Origin of the sequence: Aureisphaera galaxeae (assembly GCF_028561275.1) — a bacterium.
In the GTDB taxonomy this organism is placed as follows: Bacteria; Bacteroidota; Bacteroidia; order Flavobacteriales; family Flavobacteriaceae; genus Aureisphaera; species Aureisphaera galaxeae.
Window position 1 is genome coordinate 639,766 of record NZ_JAQQTF010000004.1, and the last position, 17,988, is coordinate 657,753.

Here is a 17,988-nt window from a genome sequence, read left to right on the forward strand (position 1 = left end):
TATTTTTGCCTAGACAACGTAGACACTTATGGCAAAATTTAAACTAGATGAAACCGATCACCATATTCTAGATATGTTGATCGAAAATACGAGGACACCGTTTACGGATATTGCTAAGAAACTTCAAATATCGGCAGGAACGGTGCATGTACGGGTAAAGAAAATGGAAGAGGCTGGTATTATCATCGGTTCTTCCCTAACGGTAGACTACAAGAAGCTAGGATATTCCTTCATTGCATATGTGGGAGTATTTTTACAGAAAACCTCTCAAACCCAGTTTGTTCTGGAGCGTATCAATGAAATTCCTTTTGTAACCGTTGCACATGTGACCACTGGGAAATTCAACATTTTCTGTAAAATTCGCGCAAAGGATACCAGTCATGCCAAGGAGATTATTTATCAGGTAGATGACATTGAAGGAGTTACGAGAACAGAAACCATGATTTCTTTGGAAGAAAGCATTAATGACAAAAAACGTTTAATGCATTCTATCTTTCACGAGATAAAATAAACACTGTTAAATATATAGTAAACCCCTCGCACTCCAACGAGGGGTTTTTTATATTTGGTGTCTTTCAAAATCCTAACCTATGACACCTGGAATCGACTACAATACCTATTATGAAATGTACATCTCCTTAACGGGAGATAATCCTGTAGCCAATCAATTACAGGAAGGGCTTTCGGCCACTACATCCTTTTTTGAAGGCATTCCTTTCGATAAACATGAATACCAGTACGAGGAAGGAAAATGGAGTCCCAAGGAAGTATTACTTCATATTATTGACACCGAACGGGTTTTCGCTTATCGAGCACTGCAGTTTGCCCGTGCGGAGAATGTGGTGATTAAGGGGTTCGATCAGGATGAATTTGCCAATAATGCACGACCGGTAACACGATCTATGCAGGAGTTGTTGGAAGAATATACAGCGGTAAGGCAGTCTACCATTGCCATGGCAAAGAGCTTTTCGGAAAACACATTGGCAAGAAGGGGAGAGGCCAGTAACTCACCATTATCGGTAATGGCGGCACTAAGGATTATCTGTGGCCATGAAAAGCATCATGCCAAGATCATAAAGGAACGGTATTTATAGAAGTTCAAGCTTCGTCTTCTTCCAAATTCTTTTCCGGGAGCTCGCTAATGGGCTCGTTGTAATTGGATTCAGAATAATCTTCTAGATCAAAATTTGCCATCGAATTTACCAAGCTGGAGCTTACTTTCACGAGGTAGATGGTGTCCTCGGTATTTACCTCTACAGCTTCGATAGTTTCGTTTTTGGCATTTTTGAAAACGATAATATGCTTATCGTCGTATCCATCCGGATACTTTTCCACAAGTAAGGAGAGAATTTCGGGTGTCAACTTCTTATAATCAACAATTACTCGTTTCATTTTTGGGGTGTGATGGTTGAAATCTTACTTTAAAGATACTACGGAAATCAATACGAATAACAACCAGCGTAAAAATTAAAAGCCTCGTGAATAAGGTCATTCGCTACGGTGCAATTCAATTTATGATTCCCTATCTCTTTCAAAAGTACAAATTGAATGCTTCCGTGCGAGTTCTTCTTATCGAAGATTAACAATTTAATAATCCCGTCGATCTCTTCCCTTGAAAATGACTCTTTAGGGTAGTATTCGCTAATGTACCGAGCGGTCTTTTGTAGTTGGTCTTCCGGAAAATTGAATTGTTTGTGCGAGATATAAGTCTCCAAAATCATCCCAATCGCAATGGCTTCACCATGTAAAAGGGTACGTCTGTTGGATGACATAAGGCAATGGGATTCTATGGCATGCCCTAGGGTGTGGCCATAGTTCAGTGTTTTGCGCAATCCTTGCTCGTAAGGATCTTCGGTAATGACTTCGTTTTTAATGATGATGGAGTCCCAAATAACATCCTCCAATTGGCCGGTGTTATTCTTGTCCATTTGCATGACCCGATCTAGGTATGCTTCAGAATGGATCAATCCGTGTTTAATCATCTCTGCCGTTCCACTTCTAAATTCATCTTCCGGAAGGGTACTGAGAAAGTCGATATCAATAATAACACTGTGTGGGTTTTTAATGATGCCCACCTGATTTTTGAGGCTTCCCAAATCCACCCCATTTTTTCCACCTACGGCCGCATCTACCATAGATAATAGGGAAGTGGGTATATTGATGAATTCTATCCCGCGCTGATAAGTACAGGCTACGAAACCACCTAAGTCGGTCACCACGCCGCCGCCCACATTAATGAGCAGGCTTTTTCGGTCGGCTCCCAATTGCGATAACTGTTCCCATAATTGAGTGCAGGTGGAAATGTTTTTGTGTTTTTCTCCTGCCGGAATGGAAAGGTGCACAAAGGAGGTGATTTCTCCCATTTCATTCAAGAAATGCGGCAAACAGGCTTTTTCGGTGTTGGAATCGGTAAGCACAAATACCTTCGAAGGGTTCATAGCTTCGATGGTTTGGCGGGTCATTTCCCATGCATATTGTCCTAAATATACAGATCCTCTGTTCTTTACGATTTTTTTCTGCATCCTTTAAATTTGGCCTGTTTGAGATATCAAATCTAAGTATATTTGTGAGGATATTTGTATTCTGATGACAACAAAACGACTTTTCGATAATACTGAAATAGCTTTTAAGCTAAAGAACGATTCTCAACTGGAACGCGCCTACTTTCTCTTCAAAATGATTTCCAAAGAACCCTTGGTGAAAATAGGGACGGCGGCCACCAAATTTGCACTCAATATCAATTTGCCTGTTGAAGGATTGATTCGCTCCACGGTCTTCGACCATTTTTGTGGGGGAGTAAGTGAAGACGATTGCCTGCCTGTAGTGGATAATTTGATGGAGGCCGATGTGCATTCGGTGTTGGATTATTCGGTAGAAGGAAAGGAAGAAGAGGCACAATTTGATGCCACGATGGAAAAGGTGATCGAATTAACCTACTTCGCCAAGGAAAAAGATGCTATGCCGTTTTCGGTATTTAAACCTACGGGATTGGGAAGATTTGAAATATGGAGAAAAATTACAGAGAAGGAACCTTTAACCGAAAGTGAAACCCAAGAATGGGAGCGGGTTGTGGCTCGATATGATAGGATTTGCCAGGTAGCGCACGAATGCAATATCGCTTTGTTGATCGATGGAGAAGAGACTTGGATGCAGGATGCTGCAGACGATCTTTGCGAACAAATGATGGAGAAGTACAACAAAGAAAAGCCCATTGTTTTCAATACCTTACAATGTTATCGTTGGGATCGGTTGGATTATCTTAAGGAAATTCACAAACGCGCTCAGAAGAAAGGATATAAGCTAGGTTTTAAGGTGGTGCGTGGGGCGTACATGGAGAAAGAAAATGACCGGGCAGAGGAAAAAGGGTATCCTACACCCATCTGCCATGACAAGCGGGCTACGGACGATCATTTTAATAGCGTTGTAAACTACATCCTGGATCACCTTACAGATGTATCACTTTTCTTAGGTTCCCATAATGAGCAGAGTACGTATTTGGCTATGGAGGTAATGAATGCCAAAGGCCTACTGCGAAATGACGCTAGGGTTTGGTTCGGACAGTTATATGGCATGAGCGACCACATTAGTTATAATCTGGCCGCTGCTGGATACAATGTAGCCAAATACATTCCATTTGGCCCCGTTAAGGACGTGATGCCTTATCTTATTAGAAGGGCAGAGGAAAACACCTCCGTTGCCGGACAGACCAGTCGGGAATTGGATTTACTGAAACGTGAAAAACAGCGTAGAGGCCTATAAGCGGTTATTGCGTAGCTACTCGGACCGCTAATTGCTCGCTTCCTTTTTCGAATAGTCGCAATACATATTCTTCGGTACGTTCGTTTGCCGTGCCAAATCCATATTGAACATTGCATCGCAGAAATACGGGTTTGTCACTTCCCGGGGTTCGATTGCCAAGGTATTTCACATTGACTAACCAGACACCTTTGTCGCCACCAGAAATTTCAAATTCTTCCTGCATATACCCCTTGATCTGCTCGTCCATAAGTCGGTTCTGATTTTCGGCAGTGTGTTTCCAAGTAACAAAGTCCCTTTTAGGGTTTACGAACGTAAGTTCGAAATCGGCACCCCAATCACTCCAGTCGAATACAATACGGGCATCCAACGGTTCTTTTTTAAGATGGGACACTTCTATTTTGCTCAGTTCCAGTTTGTCCTTATGGCTTGCCACAAGATTTCGGATTTCCTGATGTGCCGTTTTATTGAGAGGTGTGAAGTCAAGATTCGGATTCGCCGTTCCTTTGGTAATCGCCAATAACAGATCCAATGCCGCTTGGTTATTTCCATTATTTTTCTGGGCCTTGGCAAGGTCTAAATACGCTTGGGTTCTATTGGGGTGTTCGCTCAGCATGGCTTTGGCAATGTCCAATTCCATTTCGTAGAACTTCTTCTCCTTGGCCTTGAATAATAAGGCACGCATCGCAGCGAAATCGTCCGTGTGCATTTCAAGTATATTGAGCCCAATGGCCTTAGCGAGGTTTTGATTTCGGGTAGCGAAGAAATCGAAAGCGTCTATATAATAATTCGTATTGCCGGTTTCGGACGTTCTCTGCTTTCCGTACAGAGCATACGCACTCTCTGTGTCGGGTTGCTGTTGCAAAGCAGTTAGATAGGTTTGTGTATACTTAGGGGGTGCTTTCACTGTCCCTTGGTATTGGTTCGTTTTTTTCTGGGTGCTTTTCCCTTCTTTTCGCCTTTTTTCAGCTGCCTCCATAGCAGCGCGCCCTTTCGTTGTAATGAGGATTACACCTCCTGCACCTTCGGACCCGTATTGGTTGGTAGCGGCAAACCCCTTCAATACGGTAATATCGGCGATGTTATTTACATCGATAAAATTGGTGAGTTCGGCTCGGGTACCAGAAGAAGGTCTTGTAATGGATTTTGGTAATGGGGCACCATCAATCATAATCAATGGGTGCTGCGCCCAAAGTACCGAATTTGCCTGTCTAATCTTGGCTACGCTAATCTCAGTGGCATATCCATCTCCCACACCAGATATCTTTCCGCTGAGAGCACTCGACATGGTTCCTAAACCTGTATTCATTTCTTCTGAAGAAACATTTTGCACAGCATACCCCAATGATTTTTTGTCCACTTTGCTGTATCCAATATTTACCTGTTCCTCTTCTTCCTCAGCTTTCTCGTTCTTCAAGAACACTTGGGACAATTGAATTCCTTCATGCCGAATCCAAACATTGAGTTTTGTATTCTCCGTAATGACTTCTTCTACCGTAGATATCCCGGGAACTTCTACCACCATGATATCACCCGGCTTGGCTTCCAATTGAAAGGTACCATCGCTATTGGGCACGGTACGGGTTTCCGAATTTTTTATTGAAATAGAGACAGTTTCGGGAACAACATCTTCTCCATAGATATTACCGGTATACATTTTGGTTACGGCCTCACTTTGGGCTGGCTTCTCTGCTGGAGCCATGTTAATAAGCCGTCCTTTGTTGGACAATGCCAAAAACTGAAGGCCTTTTAGATTGTGTTCAAATTTACTGTTCACGACGTATAGCATTTTGCCAAGGGGAGGGGTGTCCTTTTCAATATTTTCCATACCATCGGTAAACAGGAATGTGGTTCCATCGGCAAATGCCTTTTTTAAGGTGTGGTACCCTGTAGGCCCATCATACTTAGCGTTTTTCAATACCGCTTTTGCCTCATCCCAATTACCTTCGGAAATCGTGAAATCATTGGAGGATGCGCTTACTCCATTAAACAGAATGACCCTGGTAGTAACTTGAGGATACTTTGCGAAGTATTTGTCCAGAAATCCAATTTCTTTATCTGTGGAACGATCCTGCATTGAAAGCGAGACATCCCAAGCGATGGTTACTTTTTCTTGAGCATACAGGGATGCTGTAAGACATAACAATAGGCTGAATAGAAGTTTCTTAATCATAGTGATATGGAATTTCATTAAAAGTAGTAAAGAACAATAAGAAAGTAAGTGCAAGTTTCACGACGGTTCCGATGGTTTAAAAATGAAGAGTTTTCGCAAGCGTTACATATTAGGCTTGTAATCTATAGGTAGGCTATTGCCAATGCGTTCAGAGAAAAGATGTCCGTCCAGAAAAAGGCTATCCGGCGGCAGGTAATTCCCATCCGGAAATACGGCCAAAGGCATGTTCGGATTAAGTTTGGTGATCATCGTTTGCTCATTCTTGCGCTTGTATTCCAACAAGAAATTACGCTTAAACGTAACGATATATCGGTCTTTTTTAGGTTCTATGTCAAATACCTTGTATCCATTTATCGGGGTTGAATTGTAGTACAAGTAAAAGCCTTCTTTTTTCAGATTATTTCGAAGTAATGACCTAAAGAAATGAGCCATAGATCCTTTAAACTCCTCTTGCCGATTCTTTTTGAAACGGGCCAATGCCACAGGATTGGAGGTAAGGTCTTTATAAAAACTAGACCCCTTATAATACACTTGGGAGCAATACGGAGTACTGCGTGAGGCGCCTTCGTAAACGGCCTGAAAATCATCGAGATGATATTCGATCTCATACCCTAATAAATTGTTGCGTATACGTAGCGGAACGTCCGCTGAAGCCTTAAGGGTTTTGCTTTCTTCATGAAACCACAAGTCGAGATCATCTTCATTGAGTATCACACAAAAACCCCCTGCGCGATTGGATCCCAAAAATTGTTTTTTGAATTCATGGAACTTTTTATCCCAAGTCCAAGAGTCGGAACGAATGACAATTTCATTGAGGTCATCCGTTTTCTGTTGTAGGACGACCACATGGGGTTCTGTTCGATAAGGATTACGGATGGTCTCTGTAGTATATCCCACATAGCTAATAGCCAAGGACGCATTTATAATCTGATCCGTATCGATAACAAATTTGCCATTTTCATCACTCAGGGTACCAACGGTGGTTCCATTGAGATAAACACTCGCCCCCATGAGTGGGGTATCGGTATTCGTATCGTAAACGTATCCTTGTATTCGCTGTGCCGAAATTTTTGAAACACACAGGAATAGTAGAAAGCATAAGTATTTATAGGACATCTAAAAGGCTTTTGTTAAATGTACAGACGAAAACCCATTCAAACACAATGATACTTCGGGAAGTGCCAGAGGTTTAAGAATGAAGACAGCATTCTATCCTTAAGGTACATCCAAACGCACGGCCAATTGTTCACTTCCTTTTTCGAATAATCTAAGGACATATTCCTCAGTACGTTCGTTGGAGGTACCGAAACCGTATTGTACCAAGCAACGAAGGAATACAGGTTTGTCATTTCCTTCGGTCCGATTACCCAAGTATTTTACGTTCACTTGCCAAAGCCCTTTTTCTCCACCGGCTATTTCGAATTCCTCCAGCAGATATCCTTTAATCTGTTCGTCCAAAAGACGATCCTGATTCTCGGCAGTATGTTTCCAAGTCACAAAATCGCGTTGCGGATTTACGAACGTAAGTTCAAAATCGGCATCCCAATCGCTCCAATCGAAAACAATACGGGCATCCAATGGTTCCTTTTTAAGGTGTTTAACCTGTATTTTACTCAGTTCCAGTTTGTCCTTATGACTGGCCACCAAATTTCTGATTTCCTGATGGGCTGTCTTGTGAAGCGGAGTAAAATCTACATTGGGATTTGCGGTTCCTTTGGTAATGGCCAATAAAAGGTCCAGGGCCGCTTGATAGTTTCCATTGTTTTCCTGCGCTTTGGCCAAGTCCATATAAGCTTGTATCCTGTTAGGATGAGAATTGAGCATCGCTTTGGCTACATCCAACTCCATATCATAGTACTTTTTCTCCTTGGCCTTGAATAAGAGGGAACGCAACGCAGCAAAATCGTTGGCATGTATCTCTAATATATTAGAGCCTATGGTTTTGGCCAGTCCCTGATTTTGGGTGGCAAAAAAGTCGAATAAGTCGATGAAATAATTGGGGTTGGTGATTTGTTTCTCGCGCTGATTAAAATAGGTCTCCCTTGCCGCATTGGTATTGGGTTGTCGCTTCAGGGAAGCGAGATACGATTGCGAATAGGTGGGAGGCGGTTTTATGGTGCTTTGGTATTGATTGGTCCTCTTCTGTTCTTTTTCTTCTTCCCGTCTGTCCCTGGCTTCTTCCATAGCGGCCATGGCCTTGGTCTTAATAAGAATGACACCATTAGACCCTTCAGAGCCGTATTGATTGGTCGCAGCATATCCCTTTAAGATAGTTACATCGGCCACATTGTTGGGATCGATAAAATCGGAAAGCTCCCTGCGTTGGCTCATAGGGTTTCTGCTCGAATTAGATCGTGCAATGGGAACACCATCGATAAGGATCATTGCAAAGTTGTTGTTTGAGATAGTGTTCTGTCCACGAATTACAGCTTCACTCAAGTCCTGATTTCTACGTTTCTGAACTCCTGTAAATCGGCCTTCGACAGCATCGGATATGTTGGTCACCGCTTGGTTTAGCTCTTCCCGCTTCAGGGAAGTCACCGCAAATCCTATTTTTCGTTTTTCCAAACGGTCAAATCCAAAGGCTTCCATTTGCGAGCCTTCTTCCCTTTGGTCGTTTTGGATGAAGACCTGTTCCAATTCTACCCCTTCATTCCGAATCCAAACATTTAGATTACTGTTTTCGGTCATGGCTTCTTCTACAGGAGGAAGTCCGGGAGCTTCTACCACTAGAATATCTCCAGGCTTGGCCTTTAGCTTGAAGGAACCATCACTAGAAGGGACAATTTTGTTCTTCGTTCCCTTAATGGCAATGGAAACTGTTTCGGGAACGACATCGTCTCCATATACATTACCCGTATAGAGCATAGCGGGAATCGACTTATTTATGGCCCATTCCGAAGGAGCCATATTAATAAAACGCCCCTTATTGGATAATGCCAAAAACTTAAGGTTTTTAATGTCGTGTTCGTACTTACTGTTCACGACATACAGCATTTTCCCTAGGGTAGGCGTGTCTTTTTCAATATTCTCAATACCATCCGTAAATAAGAAAGTCGTACCATCCTCAAAAGCATCGGTGAGCGTATGGTAACCAGAAGCGCCGTCGTAAGTTGCTTTTTCGAGTATTTGCTTGGCGGCTCCCCAATTTCCTTCAGCTATCTGAAAGTCCCTTGTGGTAGCACTAATTCCATTGAATAGGATGACCCGAGCCGTAACTTCAGGGTATTTGTTGAAGTATTTGTCTAAGAATTCAAATTCTTTATCTGTAGATCTGTCCTGCATGGAATAGGATACATCCCATGCTATCGTCACCTTTTCTTGTGCGAAAATCGAAAGTGTGCCTACCAATAATAGGCCCGTTAGGAGTTTTTGTAACATGGCAGCGTATTTTTACTAAAAATACTAAAGACTTGGAAGAAAGCCTGTTGATAAAGTGTTAAGGTTCCGATGAAACACAAAAAAATGGGTCCTTTGTGTCATCGTAGTCCCCTTTTTTAACATTCAAAACCCATATTTCCAGTGAATTCCTTACAAAGTGCTTTTAGAACCCTATTTATCCAGAATGGGTCTCTAAACTGAAGGCTAAGTATTCGCTGCCCTCTTCAAAGAAATGAATCATATGCTCTTCGGTGCGTTCATTTTCCTTTCCGAAGTTATACTGAATGGTACAACGAATGTACTCAGGAATGTTCTTTTGACTTCTACTTCCTAAGTATTTTACAATGACCTTCCACTTTCCTTTGTCACCTCCAGCTATTTCAAACTCTTCTTGAGAGTATCCTAAATCGAGTTCTTCCTTTAAGCGTTCCGGTTCGGCCATGGTATGATTCCATTGCGTGTAATGGCCGTCGGGACTTATAAAGACGAATTCAAAGTCCGATTCCCAAGCACTCCAATCGAACACCAGACGTGCTTCCAATGGTTCTTTGGAAAGGTGAGTGGCTTCAATTTTACTCGTTTCCAAGGATTCTTTGTGCTGGGAAATGAGATTACGTATTTCCTGATCGGCCATTTTACGTAAAGGGTTGAAATCTAGGTTCGGCCGAATGTCTCCTGTAGTCACACCCAGCAGTATGTCAAGGGCTGCTTGATAGTTTCCGTTGCTCTTCTGTGCCATAGCCAAGTCCAAGTAGGACTGAATCCTATCGGGGAATGAAACGATTAAGGCCTTCGCAAAGTGCAACTCCATATCGAAAAAGTGCTTTTCCCGTGCCTTAAACAACATCGTTCGCATGGCACTAAGGTCATTACCGTGCATTTCCAAGATGTTATATCCTATGGTTTTGGCCATGCGGGTATTTCTCGTCGCAAAGAAGTCGAAAAGGTCTATGGCAAAGGCAGGTTCCTTCTCTAAGTGCGCTTTACGTTGTTTCAAATACAATGAGTAGGCACCGTCTAGGCTGGCAGTGTTCTCTAAATCCGATAGATAATTTGTCGAATAGGCAGGCGCTAAGAGATCGACATTATCATATCGACTTAAAAATTCTTTGGCTTCCCGTTCCCTTGCCTCGGCTTTTTCCCGCTCTACACTCATTTTGGTTTTAAGTACAATAGCGCCACCGGAAGCCTCCGAACCGTAAATAGTAGTCGCTGCAAATCCCTTTAGTACCGTAACTGAGGCAATGGTTACAGGGTTTATAAAATCGGTAGATTCGCCAATAGGCAAGGGGACATCATCCAAAATAATTAATGGATAATTATTTTCAACCAAACTGTTGCGGCCACGGATAACCGAGGTTTCCAACTGCGTTCCCCGAAGTCCTGAGAGTCGACCCAAAACGGCTTCGCTTATCGTAACGGCAGCCTGGTTAAAGTCTTCACTGTTTACCGTCGTCATTCCGTATCCTACAGCTCTCTTTTGTTGTTTTTTATTACTGGTGATAACCTTTTCGGATCCTTCCTTCTTTTTCTTCTTCTTTTTAAGGAACACTTCCCCCAATTCAATCCCGTCATACTCCATCCAAACATTCAATGTTCTGCTTGGGGTCACGATACGTTCTATAGGTTGTACGCCTACGGCTTCAAAAACGACCACATCACCCGGTACGGCTTGGATTTCAAAATTACCCGCATCATCTGGACTGGTACGCACCTTGGTATCTTTCACCCGAATCGTAATGGCATCCATGGGGACATCCAAACCATAAATGTATCCTTGCACTTTCTCTTTTTGAGAATCGCCCCATTGTGGCGGTGGGCTTAGGTCAACGAATCTTCCTTTGTTTGATAACGCTAAAAACTGAAGGTTTTTCAAATTCTTCTTCGATGCGCTGTTAATTACGTACAGCTGCTTTCCCATAGGAGGGAGGTCTTCTTCTATGTTTTCCATACCGTCCGTAAACAAGAAGGTCGTTCCATCCAACCAAACCGTAATCAGCTTTTGGTAGCCTGTACCTCCATCGTAGATTACCTGAGACAATTTGGTTCTAATCGCCTGCCAGTTGCCGTTTTCTATTGAAAAATCTTCTTGATTGGATTGAATCCCGTTGAAGAGGATTACCCGTGCCTTCACATTGGGATATTTGGTGAAGTAGTTGTTCAGGAATTGGAATTCCTTTTCGGTATTTCTATGTTCCATGGAAAGGGAAACATCCCAAGCGATGGTAATTTTTTCTTGACTCCAAAGTGTGCTAGCAATGCACAGGAACACCAGACAAGCAATTTTTTTTAGCATGCGCAGAAGGTTTACCACCTAAAGATAGCTAAGATTTTAATGCGTAGATGTTAAGAAGCTGCTAAGAGCGCGGGTTATTTGGAATTACTGATGAAGATATCATTCACCTTGGCTTGGTTCTCACAGTTTTCGACCGTGATCTTCAACCACTGCTCTGAAGCCTTACCACGGATTACATATACATTACAAGGATCGCCATCGGTATTGCTTTCAGAAAAGAGCACATCGCCATCTTCCAGCAGTGTAGAAATGGCCGAAGTGTCCAGTTGTTTACTCGCCAATTCCTGCAATACCTTGTCCGAGAATACGCGTTCTTTCAACCGAATGTTTTTCAATACCCGGGCATTGGGAAGGTAGTCCATTTCACAGGAGGCACCACTTCCACCGATAAAGAAATACAAAAAACAAAGACCGAGGACGAGTCCTCCAAAATAATAGACAAAACGCTTGAGTAAAGGCATTAAAAAAGGGTATGAAAAAGATGTGTTCTAAAAAATGAGCAAATTTGGATCGCTGTATGGCATATCGAACCAATCGGCGACCGCTTTGTTCGTTAAAATTCCGTGGTAAAAATACAAACCATTTTTCAATCCGGCATCGATTCTTATGGCTTCTTCCAAACCACCGCATTCGGCGATTTCCAAAAGATAAGGCGTGAAGATATTACTCAATGAAACGGAGGCCGATTTGGGGTAGCGCGCCGGGATATTAGGCACCCCATAATGTAGCACACCATGCTTGGTGATGGTGGGATTGTCGTGGGAGGTCATTTCGGTCGTTTCGAAACAGCCACCCATATCCACACTTACATCGATGATCACTGCACCTTTTTTCATGCATTCTACCATGGCTTCGGTAACAATAACGGGCGATCGATGTTTGCCGCGCACTGCGCCAATGGCCACATCGCAGCGTCGAAGCGCCTTCAGCAAGTTTTTTGGTTGTATTGTTGAGGTATACAGTGCTTGTCCAACTTTAGATTGGATTCTGCGCAGTTTGGTAATGGAATTGTCGAAGACTTTTACATTGGCGCCCAATCCCAAAGCCGACCGAACCGCATATTGACCGACGGTTCCTGCACCAATTACTACTACTTCCACAGGTGGTACCCCGCTTATATTTCCGAACAGGAGGCCATTCCCGGTGTTTGAATTCACCATGAGTTCTGAGGCGATAAGTACTGAGGCCGTTCCGGCAATTTCACTCAGGGCTTTCACGGCGGGATAGCTTCCGTCTTCGTCTTTGATGAATTCGAATGCCAAAGCCGTGATCTTCTTTTTGGCAAGAGCCTCGAAATATTCCTTTTTTTGTCCCTTAAGTTGTAGGGCAGAAATGAGCACCGTTTTCGGGTTGATGTGTTCCAGTTCCGAAAGGGTAGGGGGTTCTACTTTTAAAAGAATAGGGCAACCCAATACCTTCTTGGAATCTTCTGAGATTTGTGCACCTGCTTCGCTATACTCCTTGTCCGAATAACCCGCTTCCAATCCTGCGCCTCTTTCAATAAGCACTTGATGGCCATTGGCGGCCAAAGCAGCTACGGCATCTGGGGTTAGGCAGATCCGTTGTTCCTGAAAATGGGTTTCCTTGGGAATACCGATGACGAGATCCCGCTTTTCATGGGCGATTTCAAGGGTTTCTTCCTGAGGGAGGAGTTGCGCTTTGGTAAAGGGAGATTTAGGTTGCGACATACGCGGCTGGTGTTGGTTGTACCAAGTTACACAATAAAATTGAAAAATGGGAACATCCTGCGGGGTGGAAAATACTGAATGCCATTCCGAACTTGACTTCTCCCTCCTAAAGTCAATATGCGAATGCATGGATTCGGAATGGCATTTTTCAATCCTGTCTCTCGAGCCCTCCTCGAAAGAACTTTATAAAATTCGTTAGGATTGGCGTTTTTTGCAAGGGGATAGTATGAGAATTCATGAATTGAATGATGACAATTCTTGAATTGCATGAAATGAAAATGAATTTATATTTCTGAAATACAGGTTGTTACGTGTGATTTTAAAAATACCTGCGTTTTTGCCGTACAGGCGGTGCGGGAAATGCCTAATTTTAGTGGTAATAGTATATATAGTAAGTAGATTAACGATGTTTTTCTACTTATTTAATGGAAATACTCAAAAAGGAATTTTACATCAAAGCCTTAGAAAAGAAAAACGAAGCTTAGTTAAATAGGTCTTTGATTTGACCCCATAGAGATCTATTGGTGCCCAACTCTTCCTCAAATGACTTCAAATCTGCCCCTCGGGCTTTAGCAAAAAGCTTTGCCCTGACCAAATAAACACCTGGTACGATTATCATCATTAATGGTAGTAAATAATATAGTTCAACTTCATCTAGTCCTTGGCTTTCATTGAAAATACCCCAAAGTTGAAAAGTATACATCGCGATAGGCACTAAGATGATCCAGTGCCACCAATGTTTGCAGGTAAAGAACCACAGCAAAAGAAGACTTAATGGAACAACTTTACTCACCACAAACCAAGCGTAGGTGTTTACCGAGTGGTACGCTGTTTCAATAGTAAAAAAAGAAGTTTCCCAAACTTTGGTATCGCTTGGGAAATTCTTGTAAGTGTAAAAAATAAATGGCGTAGCAGCTATAAAAAGCACTATTAGTCCGCCAATGAATAAGCTTTTCTTATCCTTGCTTTGGAGGTTTGAGGTTTTCCGTTTCGACTTGTTGTTCATCTTCGATGTTCTCAGGAGTACAGGATACAAATAAGAAGGCTCCTAAAAATGCAACGAGAAAAAGGTAGTTTTTGAGTTTCATAATACTAGTTTTTTGTGAGGTTTATATTACAAACCTATCACGAAAAAAAACAAGTATATCAAAAACGTTCGCCGTAATTTGTTAAGTTTGGCCTTAGACAAAAGTATCCCTCTTTAGTAATGTGGGGATTGGGGACAAACATTATAAAGTAGGCGGTTTTGTATGTGTTCGCTGCAGTTCTAGTTCACCGGCAAAATGTTTACTGTTCTACTTCCGTTTTTGTTTTTGGTTAGTTCTATGGTCGTTGAGCCATCGGGTAACAACGACGCTATCTTTTCAGGCCATTCCACGAAATTCCAATGCCCAGAATCGAAATAGTCTTCTATTCCAATGTCCAAAGCCTCTTCCTCTGCTTCTAGCCGATAAAAGTCGAAATGATATAATTTGTCTGCTTCCAGGAGGTATTCGTTTACGATAGAAAAGGTTGGGCTACTAATCGTATCCTGGACGCCCAACTTCTTGGCAAGCTCTTTAATGAGTGTTGTTTTACCTACTCCCATTTCCCCATAGAACAACAGGGTTTTAGTGGGAGCATTGCTTAACACCATACCAGCAACTTCTGGTAATTCTTGTAATGTATAAGTTCTTTTCATGATCGTAGGGCCATAACAAATATAAAAATATTTCCGACTATCCACTGAAAACACCGATTAAATGTATGAAAATCAGTGTTTTCTTACAAAAATTCTATTTTGGGGACAATACTGCGAATGGAATGATCATCTCTTCCAACGAAACCCCACCGTGTTGGTAGGTATTTCTGTAATAACTTACATAATGGTTGTAATTATTTGGATAAGCAAAGAACAGATCCCCTTTGGCAAAGATGAACGAACTGCTCATATTAATGCTGGGCAAGTGGATATTACTAGGGTTCTTGGCTGCCAGCACATCCCGATCTTCGTACGTTAAGCTCTTTCCAGTCTTGTACCGTAAATTTAAACTGGTGTTCTTGTCTCCAATCACTTTCGACGGATTCTTCACGTTAATTGTTCCGTGATCCGTGGTAATGATCAACTGGAAGCCCAATTGCGCCGCCTGTTGTATGATTTCCATCAAAGGAGAATTCTTAAACCAGCTTTCTGTTAAGGAACGGTAGGACTTATCGGTAGAAGCCAATTCCTTTATTACTTCCATTTCGGTTTTGGCATGCGACAGCATATCTACAAAGTTGTAGACGATCACTGTAAGGTCCTCGTTCTTGTGGCTCTTAAAGTTTTCGGACAGTCGCCTCCCTTGTTTCAAACTTGAGATTTTATGGTAGCTCCAGTTTAGATTAAGCCCCAATCGCTTAAGCTGAGCTCCCAAAAACTCCTTTTCGTACATATTCTTTCCTCCCTCATCGGTGTCATTCAACCACCAGTTAGGGTGCAATTTTTGCATATCACTGGGCATAAGACCCGAAAAGATGGCATTTCTCGCATATTGCGTGGCCGTAGGTAATATGCTATAGAAGAGGTCTTCCTCTTGTTTCTTGTAAGCGTTGTTCAAATAAGGTTCAAAAGCCTTCCATTGGTCGTAACGCAAATTGTCTACCACGACCATCAAAGTGCGTTTGTTGGCCAATTGTGGTACTACTTTATCCTTAAATAGGGTATGTGACATCACCGGAGCATCATCGTTGTTGCCAAACCAGTCGCTATAGTTTTTGTCAATGAACTTGCAGAACTGCGTATTCGCTTCTACTTTCTGGGATTCCAAAATTTCGAACATTCCTGTGTCCTCAATGTTCTCCAACTCCAATTCCCAATAGACCAATTTCTGGTACAACTCGGCCCATTCTTCATGCGAATTGATCATGGACATATCCATGGCAATCTTCCGGAATTCCTGCTGGTAGTTGGAAGTGGTTTTTTCCGACACCAAACGGGAATGGTCCAGGTTCTTTTTCAAACTCAAAAGAATCTGGTTCGGATTTACAGGCTTAATTAAGTAATCGGCAATTTTGGAACCAATGGCTTCCTCCATAATGTACTCCTCTTCACTCTTGGTAATCATAACTACGGGAAGCGTGGCCTGTTGTTCCTTTATTTCGGCAAGCGTTTCCAAGCCGGTAAGTCCGGGCATGTTTTCGTCCAGGAAAACGATATCGAAAGTATCCTTTTCTATTTCCTGAAGTGCCTCCGTACCACTTTGCGCTGTGGTCACATTATAATTACGGCCTTCGAGAAACAGGATATGGGGTTTCAATAGGTCTATTTCGTCGTCTACCCAAAGTACTTTTATCTCGCTCATATATGTATATTTGTTTTGAAATTAAGATTGGTAAGCTGCAAGTGGCAGTGATACTATAACATCAAAAATACTTCCATAGTATTTTATAGTGTCGTTACACATTATTAATTAAAAGTTAAAGTTTGAAATCCAAGAATAAACTCAAGATTGTTAACGACCCTATTTACGGTTTTATTACCATTCCCAGCCCGCTCGTTTTTGAACTCATAGAGCACCCTTATTTTCAACGCCTGCGACGCATTACCCAAATGGGGATGTCATACCTGGTATATCCCGGAGCGCAGCACACCCGATTTCATCATGCCTTGGGCGCTATGTTCCTTATGCAGCGTGCCGTACAGGTATTGCGCTCTAAAAAAGTGGAAATTAATGATGCCGAAGAAGAAGCGCTGTATGTTGCTATTTTGCTGCACGATATTGGTCACGGGCCCTTTTCGCATGCCATGGAACATAGTATCGTAAGTAATGTGAGTCATGAAGAGATTTCGCTGCTGTTCATGAACGAATTGAACCGACAGTTCAGCGGGAAATTGGATCTTGCGATTACTATTTTTAAGAATGAATATCCCCGTAAATTTTTACATCAGCTCATTTCGAGTCAGTTGGACATGGACCGTCTCGACTATCTTCGTCGGGATAGTTTCTATACGGGTGTTAGTGAAGGAAATGTCAACTCCCAACGTCTTATCACCATGTTGAATGTAAAGGACGATTCCTTAGTGGTAGAGGAGAAGGGAATTTACTCGGTTGAAAAATTCATCATTGCTCGCCGTTTAATGTATTGGCAGGTATACCTTCATAAAACCAGCTTGGTAGCAGAGCAATTATTATTGCATTTACTGAAACGCGCCAAGGAATTGGTGCAGTCAGGACACGATTTGCCAGCGAGCAAGGCCCTTTCCTTTTTCATGAAGGAAAGTGTTTCTTTGGAAGATTTCTCTACTGAAATTCTAGGCACCTTTTCCCAGTTGGATGACTACGACATCATCTCTGCCATGAAAAGTTGGAAGGATTCTGAAGACTTTGTGCTTTCGGAACTTTCGGACATGCTATTGTACCGGAAACTGTTGCGCATAAAACTGAAGAAACGACCTATTTCCAAAGCAAAGGTGGAAGAGAAGATAGAAGCTGTGATGAAACAACACAACCTTTCGGCCCATGAAGCATCTTATTTTGTGTTCCAAGGGAGCATAAGCAATCAGGCCTACCGAATGGATAAGGACACCATAAATCTCATCCGGAAGAACGGTAGGGTGGTCGATGTGGCCAAGGCCAGTGACCAACTCAACATCGAGGCCTTATCCAAACGGGTGGTAAAATATTATATCTGCTATCCTAAAAAGGATTAGTATTGCTTTTTTTATATTTGCA

The 17,988-nt window shown here is 42.4% G+C and carries 16 protein-coding genes; 4 read left to right on the forward strand and 12 right to left on the reverse strand.

The window, feature by feature from the left end; translation table 11 throughout:
• Window positions 1-28 precede the first annotated feature (28 nt).
• Both POV27_RS08145 and POV27_RS08150 read left to right on the forward strand, forming a co-directional pair.
• Window positions 29-511: an Lrp/AsnC family transcriptional regulator gene (locus POV27_RS08145; RefSeq protein WP_272862256.1), complete on the forward strand. Its 483-nt coding sequence runs from the start codon at window positions 29-31 to the stop codon at window positions 509-511.
• Window positions 512-590: 79 nt separating this feature from the next.
• Window positions 591-1,094 (forward strand): DinB family protein, encoded by a 504-nt coding sequence (locus tag POV27_RS08150; protein WP_272862257.1) that lies wholly within the window; start codon window positions 591-593, stop codon window positions 1,092-1,094.
• 4 nt (window positions 1,095-1,098) lie between these two features.
• Here the strand turns inward: POV27_RS08150 and POV27_RS08155 are convergent, their stop codons facing one another.
• Together POV27_RS08155 and aroB are read right to left on the reverse strand one after the other, a co-directional pair.
• On the reverse strand, window positions 1,099-1,392 hold the full coding sequence (locus tag POV27_RS08155; protein WP_272862258.1) for a hypothetical protein: 294 nt from the start codon (window positions 1,390-1,392) through the stop codon (window positions 1,099-1,101).
• A gap of 47 nt (window positions 1,393-1,439) precedes the next feature.
• The gene (gene aroB / locus POV27_RS08160; protein WP_272862259.1) at window positions 1,440-2,522 is read right to left on the reverse strand and encodes a 3-dehydroquinate synthase; all 1,083 of its coding nucleotides are present in this window, start codon (window positions 2,520-2,522) and stop codon (window positions 1,440-1,442) included.
• A gap of 64 nt (window positions 2,523-2,586) precedes the next feature.
• On the opposite strand from aroB, the gene POV27_RS08165 reads away from it, so the two are divergent.
• Window positions 2,587-3,759: a proline dehydrogenase family protein gene (locus POV27_RS08165; protein WP_272862260.1), complete on the forward strand. Its 1,173-nt coding sequence runs from the start codon at window positions 2,587-2,589 to the stop codon at window positions 3,757-3,759.
• A 4-nt stretch (window positions 3,760-3,763) separates the two neighbouring features.
• Here POV27_RS08165 and POV27_RS08170 read toward each other — a convergent pair whose 3' ends face one another.
• From POV27_RS08170 to porX, 10 genes are all read right to left on the reverse strand, one after another.
• A complete protein-coding gene (locus POV27_RS08170) occupies window positions 3,764-5,929 on the reverse strand; it encodes a TonB-dependent receptor plug domain-containing protein (protein ID WP_272862261.1) in 2,166 nt (721 codons plus the stop codon).
• A 102-nt stretch (window positions 5,930-6,031) separates the two neighbouring features.
• Window positions 6,032-7,045, reverse strand: a complete 1,014-nt coding sequence (locus POV27_RS08175; RefSeq protein ID WP_272862262.1) for a carboxypeptidase-like regulatory domain-containing protein — start codon at window positions 7,043-7,045, stop codon at window positions 6,032-6,034.
• A 99-nt stretch (window positions 7,046-7,144) separates the two neighbouring features.
• The gene (locus POV27_RS08180) at window positions 7,145-9,310 is read right to left on the reverse strand and encodes a TonB-dependent receptor plug domain-containing protein (protein WP_272862263.1); all 2,166 of its coding nucleotides are present in this window, start codon (window positions 9,308-9,310) and stop codon (window positions 7,145-7,147) included.
• A 175-nt stretch (window positions 9,311-9,485) separates the two neighbouring features.
• The gene (locus tag POV27_RS08185) at window positions 9,486-11,606 is read right to left on the reverse strand and encodes a TonB-dependent receptor plug domain-containing protein (protein WP_272862264.1); all 2,121 of its coding nucleotides are present in this window, start codon (window positions 11,604-11,606) and stop codon (window positions 9,486-9,488) included.
• 74 nt (window positions 11,607-11,680) lie between these two features.
• Entirely contained in the window at window positions 11,681-12,067 is a 387-nt protein-coding gene (locus tag POV27_RS08190; protein WP_272862265.1) for a hypothetical protein, read from the reverse strand.
• Window positions 12,068-12,094: 27 nt separating this feature from the next.
• Complete coding sequence (locus tag POV27_RS08195) at window positions 12,095-13,294, reverse strand: alanine dehydrogenase (RefSeq protein ID WP_272862266.1); 1,200 nt, start codon at window positions 13,292-13,294, stop codon at window positions 12,095-12,097.
• Between the two features lie 481 nt (window positions 13,295-13,775).
• On the reverse strand, window positions 13,776-14,222 hold the full coding sequence (locus tag POV27_RS08200) for a hypothetical protein (RefSeq protein WP_272862267.1): 447 nt from the start codon (window positions 14,220-14,222) through the stop codon (window positions 13,776-13,778).
• 28 nt (window positions 14,223-14,250) lie between these two features.
• Window positions 14,251-14,382: a hypothetical protein gene (locus POV27_RS08205; protein ID WP_272862268.1), complete on the reverse strand. Its 132-nt coding sequence runs from the start codon at window positions 14,380-14,382 to the stop codon at window positions 14,251-14,253.
• Between the two features lie 179 nt (window positions 14,383-14,561).
• Window positions 14,562-14,975: a tRNA (adenosine(37)-N6)-threonylcarbamoyltransferase complex ATPase subunit type 1 TsaE gene (gene tsaE / locus POV27_RS08210; RefSeq protein WP_272862269.1), complete on the reverse strand. Its 414-nt coding sequence runs from the start codon at window positions 14,973-14,975 to the stop codon at window positions 14,562-14,564.
• A gap of 94 nt (window positions 14,976-15,069) precedes the next feature.
• Entirely contained in the window at window positions 15,070-16,617 is a 1,548-nt protein-coding gene (gene porX, locus POV27_RS08215; RefSeq protein ID WP_272862270.1) for a T9SS response regulator signal transducer PorX, read from the reverse strand.
• Between the two features lie 122 nt (window positions 16,618-16,739).
• Between porX and POV27_RS08220 the strand changes: the two genes are divergently transcribed.
• Complete coding sequence (locus POV27_RS08220; protein ID WP_272862271.1) at window positions 16,740-17,966, forward strand: HD domain-containing protein; 1,227 nt, start codon at window positions 16,740-16,742, stop codon at window positions 17,964-17,966.
• The last annotated feature ends 22 nt before the right edge of the window (window positions 17,967-17,988 follow it).

Coding starts and splice junctions, on each gene's coding strand:
- POV27_RS08145 (WP_272862256.1), top strand. CDS start 29: ATGGCAAAATTTAAACTAGATGAAACCGATCACCATATTCTAGATATG.
- POV27_RS08150 (WP_272862257.1), top strand. CDS start 591: ATGACACCTGGAATCGACTACAATACCTATTATGAAATGTACATCTCC.
- POV27_RS08155 (WP_272862258.1), bottom strand. CDS start 1,392: ATGAAACGAGTAATTGTTGATTATAAGAAGTTGACACCCGAAATTCTC.
- aroB (WP_272862259.1), bottom strand. CDS start 2,522: ATGCAGAAAAAAATCGTAAAGAACAGAGGATCTGTATATTTAGGACAA.
- POV27_RS08165 (WP_272862260.1), top strand. CDS start 2,587: ATGACAACAAAACGACTTTTCGATAATACTGAAATAGCTTTTAAGCTA.
- POV27_RS08170 (WP_272862261.1), bottom strand. CDS start 5,929: ATGATTAAGAAACTTCTATTCAGCCTATTGTTATGTCTTACAGCATCC.
- POV27_RS08175 (WP_272862262.1), bottom strand. CDS start 7,045: ATGTCCTATAAATACTTATGCTTTCTACTATTCCTGTGTGTTTCAAAA.
- POV27_RS08180 (WP_272862263.1), bottom strand. CDS start 9,310: ATGTTACAAAAACTCCTAACGGGCCTATTATTGGTAGGCACACTTTCG.
- POV27_RS08185 (WP_272862264.1), bottom strand. CDS start 11,606: ATGCTAAAAAAAATTGCTTGTCTGGTGTTCCTGTGCATTGCTAGCACA.
- POV27_RS08190 (WP_272862265.1), bottom strand. CDS start 12,067: ATGCCTTTACTCAAGCGTTTTGTCTATTATTTTGGAGGACTCGTCCTC.
- POV27_RS08195 (WP_272862266.1), bottom strand. CDS start 13,294: ATGTCGCAACCTAAATCTCCCTTTACCAAAGCGCAACTCCTCCCTCAG.
- POV27_RS08205 (WP_272862268.1), bottom strand. CDS start 14,382: ATGAAACTCAAAAACTACCTTTTTCTCGTTGCATTTTTAGGAGCCTTC.
- tsaE (WP_272862269.1), bottom strand. CDS start 14,975: ATGAAAAGAACTTATACATTACAAGAATTACCAGAAGTTGCTGGTATG.
- porX (WP_272862270.1), bottom strand. CDS start 16,617: ATGAGCGAGATAAAAGTACTTTGGGTAGACGACGAAATAGACCTATTG.